The sequence below is a fragment of the Rhizobacter sp. genome (assembly GCF_031412075.1).
GTDB lineage: Bacteria > Pseudomonadota > Gammaproteobacteria > Burkholderiales > Burkholderiaceae_C > Rhizobacter.
Window position 1 is genome coordinate 1 of sequence record NZ_JANOCG010000673.1, and the last position, 5,093, is coordinate 5,093.

A 5,093-nucleotide genomic window follows, 5' to 3' on the forward strand; every position below is an offset into this window, starting at 1 on the left:
TGTCGGTGGCCTGCCTGCTGTTTGGTGGCATCGCCTGCGTGCCCGCGGGTGTGGGCCTCTTGCTGCGCGCCCTTCGGCCACCGCAGCATGCCCTGGCCCTGCTGGCGGTGGAGCGCGCGCGCCACCAGCGCCACACCGCCACCATCGCCGTGGCCGGCGTGGTGGCGAGCCTGAGCCTGGCGGTGGCGCTCACGGTGATGGTGTCGAGTTTTCGCGAGTCGATGACACAGTGGCTCGACAGCGTGTTGCCGGCCGACCTCTACATGCGCGCCGCCACCAGCAGCCGCGCGGGTGAGCTGCTGACGCTGCCTACAACCCTGCAAGCGCGTGCCGCCGCCTTGCCCGGCGTGCAGCGCAGCAGCACACAGCGTGTGGCCAGCGTGCAGATGGCCACCACGCGCCCGGCCGTTACCCTGCTGGCGCGACCGCTGGCCGAGCCTGCCCAGGAGCTGCCGCTGATCGGCACACTGCTCGACCTGCCCCCCGGCGAGACCGCCGTCTACGTCAGCGAGGCCATGGTCAGCCTGTACGGCGCGCGGCCCGGCACGCGGTTTGTGTTGCCGCTGCCCGATGGCCAGAGCACCCCGGTGTTCGTGCGCGGCGTGTGGCGTGACTACGCGCGCCAGCACGGCGCCGTCACGCTGGCCGCAGCCGACTACCAGCGCCTGACCGGCGACACCCAGGTCAACGACATGTCGCTATGGCTGCGAACCGGTGCCGACGTTGCCACGGTGCAGCAGGCCCTCAGAGAGCTCATCAGGGAGTTGGGCCTGGACAACGGTTCGGTCGAATTTGCCACCGCCGGCCAGCTGCGCGCCCTGTCACTGCGCATCTTCGACCGCAGTTTCGCCGTGACCTACTGGCTGCAGGCGGTGGCGATTGCCATCGGCCTGTTTGGCATTGCCGCCAGCTTCTCGGCGCAGGTGCTGGCGCGGCGCAAGGAATTCGGCCTGCTCGCCCACCTGGGCCTCACCCGCCGTCAGGTGCTCGCCGTGGTGGCGGCCGAGGGCGCGGTGTGGACCGCCACCGGCGCACTGCTCGGCCTGCTGCTCGGCCTGGCGGTGAGCGTGGTGCTGGTGCACGTGGTCAACCCGCAGAGCTTCCACTGGACGATGGAGCTGGTGCTGCCCTGGGGCCGCCTGGTCGCACTTTGTGTCGCCGTGGTCCTGGCAGGCACCCTCACCGCCTGGCTTGCCGCGCGCGGCGCGGCGACGCGGCAGGTGGCGTTGGCGGTGAAGGAAGACTGGTAGCCCCGGCTCAATCCTGCCCGGGCGCCAAGTGAACACCTCTCACTCGGGAGCGCCGATTGAAGACTGTAGAAATCGCTCCAGGCGCTCGTAATAGTTGGTGTGGTTGGCGGGATCGAAGAAGCCGTGACCTTCTTCGAGGTACTCGACCTGCTCCAACTTGACGCCCGCCTTTTTGGCAGCGTCGGCAAACTTGCGCGCGTGAACGATCGGAACCCGGCGGTCAACACCACCATGCGCGAGCAGAACCGGAACCTTGAGTTCGGCCACTCGCAGCAGCGGGGACGCTGCCGCCAAGAGATCGGCGTCCCGCTCGGGATGGCCCATCAACACCGGCAAACCGTAGGTGAGTGCAGCCTGTGACAGATCGCTCCAGGTCACCGAGTACATCAACATCGGGTCGGTGACGCCCGCAAAACTGGCGGCGCATTGATAGACGCCCGGCTGGGCGATGGGGCTCATCAAGGCGGCGTATCCGCCGTAACTGCCTCCCATGACACAGACCCGGGCCGGGTCCACCCAACCCTGCTTTGCGGCCCATTGCACCGCGTCGCTCAAGTCGTGCTGCATCGCTCGACCCCACTCCTTCCACCCGGCCTTGAAGTGCCGAGTTCCGAACCCGGTGCCCCCGCGGAACTCCGGCTCCAGCACCCTGTACCCTCGTGAGGCCAAGAACTGAGCTTCAGGCGTCCAGACCAGGTCGGTCCCGCGACCGAAGGGCCCGCCGTGAACCAGCACCACCGTCGGCAGGCGCTTGTCGAGTGCCACACCGGCCGGGTGGGTGACAAACAGCGGCACGGTCAGGCCGTCACGCGCCGCATAGCGGTGGAAGGTACGACGCGCCTGCTTCGATTCATCGATCCAGGGACGCGCCGCACCGATGAGTTGAATCGCCGAGCTCTTGCGGTCGAACAGGTAGAACTCGCCCGGCTGCCGGTCTGATCTCGAATGGATGACGAAGAACCGGGTCGACTCACATTCACCACAGTGAATGCGGTTGAAACGGCCGGCTGGCAAGGCGGCATCGATGCCCTTTTGCACTCGCACCAAACCTTCGTCGAACCAGTAGCTCATGGGACGATCAGCAACAAAATGAAAGCCCATCAAGCGTCGGGTCCGACCGTCGACTTCGGGGCTGGCGTCCAGATCGAACCCGTTGACTTGGATCAGAGGCTCAGCATCGAGCTTCCCTCCCACCGGGTCGTATCGGTACAAGGCCTGGGTGTCACGCAATGAGGTCGTGACGAGCACCTGCCCATTGGCCTCGATGTGCCAAGGCCGGAAGCCCTCACTCTGATTCAAAGAATCGAAGTCGCCGATCTGCTTCCAGACATCACCTCCCGGAACACGCCAATACAGCTTGGTGCGACCCGCGTGCTCCGCGGCGGCCATGCGCGGCTCGCGCGCGGTGTCGAGGTAAACCGCATGCGTGTAGTCGGGCATACCCAAACTCAGGTTGCGCAGTTCACGCGTGCGCGTGTCCAAGCGTGCCAACTGGATGTGCTTCAAGTCTCCGATGGCATCCTTCACGCGTCGGTATACGAACACATCGTTGCTACCGTCTCCCGCCACGGAGTGCAAATACCAGCCGTAGGGCAAGACCCTGGAGGCGATGGCTGTTCCGGTGATGTCTCCGGTCGCATAGCGCCATGAAATGAGCTGCCGTTCGTCACTGCCATCGTGGTTGACGGCAAAGACACCTGCCCCGCCCGCGCGAATTTCAGCCCCGCGCTGGAACGCGGAAAACACCAGGCGGTCATCGCTCACCCACTGGACATCGGTGACATCGGCATCACCGAAGCTACCGACGATGCGCGCGTCACCCACCGGATCGAGATTCATCACCCCAAGGCGCTTCATTCCGTTGTTGCCGAAGGTGATCACGGCCAGGCGCTTTCCAGACGGGGAGATCGCCACGTCTGCGATCGCTGGCTGGCGCGTGTAGCTTTCGATGGGCGGCGGTTCGGCCAAGGCAGGGGTCGCCCAACCACATAGGGCCACCATCCCGAGCAGCAGGAGCCGAGCTTTGCATCTCAGAGGAGATTCCATTCACGTTGTCCTTTAAGAGCCTGTTGGCAAGTCAATGCAGCGGAGTTCGTGATGGTATCGCCGGGCCCGCCAAACCAAGACCCCAGCGCGGCCGCGCACGCGTGTCGCGCTGACGTGCAGTGCTCGCTCGCTGGGTTGACGCATGTCAATGACATGTTGGCGTCATAGGTGTCCGATGGAGCCCGAGTGTGCTCAGGAAACAATCCCGAAGAGCCGCGAATCAACGTTTGGAGACACCATGGAAAAAGTCTGGCTCAAGCAATACCCCCAGGGCATCCCCGCCGAAGCGAATCTGGGCGAATTCAGCTCGCTCAAGCACGTGCTGGAGACCAGCGTGCGCCGCTTCGGGCCCCTGACGGCCTACAGCAACATGGGCGGCCACCTCAGCTACCAGCAGCTTGATGAGGCGAGTCGCCATTTCGGCGCTTACCTGCAAAAGTCGCTCAAGCTCCCCCGCGGCGCGCGTGTGGCCATCATGTTGCCCAACCTGTTGCAATACCCGGTGGCCTTGTTCGGCGCCATGCGCGCCGGCTACACGGTGGTCAACGTCAACCCGCAGTACACCCCGCGCGAGCTGGCGCACCAGCTCAGTGACTCAGGCGCCGAAGTGATCGTGGTGCTGGAGAACTTTGCCCACACGCTGCAAGAGGTGCTGGAGAAGAACCCGTCACTCAAGCTCACCGTCATCACCACCGAGGTCGGCGACCTGCTGCCGCTGCTGAAGGAAATCATCACCAACGCCGTCGTGAAGTACGTGAAAAAGATGGTGCCCGAGTGGCGCATTGCCAGCGCCATCGAGTTCAACGCCACCCTGCGCGAGGGGCACTCGCACACGCTGGACGACGTGCCGTTGACCCACGACGACATCGCCTTCCTGCAATACACCGGCGGCACCACCGGTGTGGCCAAGGGCGTGATGCTGACGCACGGCAACATGGTGGCCAACGTGCAGCAGATGTCGCTGTGGGTGGGCCGCGACCTGAGCGACGGCAAGGAGATCTGCGTGATCCCGCTGCCGCTGTACCACGTGTACGCGTTGCTGGCCAACCTGGTGTTCATGAAGATCGGCGCGCAGGTGATGCTCATCACCAACCCGCGCGACCTGCCGGCCTTCATCAGCGATCTGAAGAAGTTGCCCTTCACCGGGATCATTGCCGTCAACACCTTGTATGCCGCCCTGCTCGACGCGCCGGCATTCGCCGACGTCGACGTGCGCCACCTGAAGATGACCTCGGCCGGTGGCATGGCGGTGCAACGTGTGGTGGCCGAGAAGTGGAAGGCGCTCACCGGCACGCCCATCATCGAAGGTTACGGCCTCACCGAAACCTCGCCGGTGGTGATTGCCAACCCGCTCGACATCAAGGACTGGACAGGCACCATCGGCGTGCCGATCCCCTCCACCGAAGCGATGATTCTTGACGACGATGGCGAGCCGGTGGCGCTCGGCGACGTGGGCGAGATCTGCGTGCGCGGGCCGCAGGTGATGAAGGGCTACTGGAACCGGCCCGACGAAACCGCCCTCGTGTTCACCGAAGACGGCTGGCTGCGCACCGGGGACATGGGCTTCATGGACGAGCGCGGCTACTTCAAGATCACCGACCGCAAGAAAGACATGATCATCGTCTCGGGCTTCAAGGTCTTCCCCAACGAGATCGAAGACGTGATCTCGTCCCACCTCGGCGTGCGCGAGGTGGCGGCCATCGGCGTGCAAGACCCCAAGTCGGGCGAGGTGGTCAAGGTGTTCGTGGTGCGCAGGGACGACGCGCTGACCGAGGCGCAACTGCTCGACCACTGCCG

Annotated in this window: 3 protein-coding genes; 2 read left to right on the forward strand and 1 reads right to left on the reverse strand. The window is 64.9% G+C overall.

Annotated features, from left to right (window positions below; all coding sequences use genetic code 11):
* Positions 1 to 1,250, forward strand: a 1,250-nt coding sequence (locus tag RMO40_RS25005; protein WP_309726606.1) for an FtsX-like permease family protein, incomplete at its 5' end; no start/stop codon positions are given.
* A 39-nt stretch (positions 1,251 to 1,289) separates the two neighbouring features.
* Here the strand turns inward: RMO40_RS25005 and RMO40_RS25010 are convergent.
* On the reverse strand, positions 1,290 to 3,218 hold the full coding sequence (locus RMO40_RS25010) for a prolyl oligopeptidase family serine peptidase (protein ID WP_309726608.1): 1,929 nt from the start codon (positions 3,216 to 3,218) through the stop codon (positions 1,290 to 1,292).
* A gap of 316 nt (positions 3,219 to 3,534) precedes the next feature.
* Here RMO40_RS25010 and RMO40_RS25015 point away from each other — a divergent pair.
* A partial coding sequence (locus tag RMO40_RS25015; protein WP_309726610.1) for an AMP-binding protein occupies positions 3,535 to 5,093 on the forward strand: 1,559 nt, incomplete at its 3' end.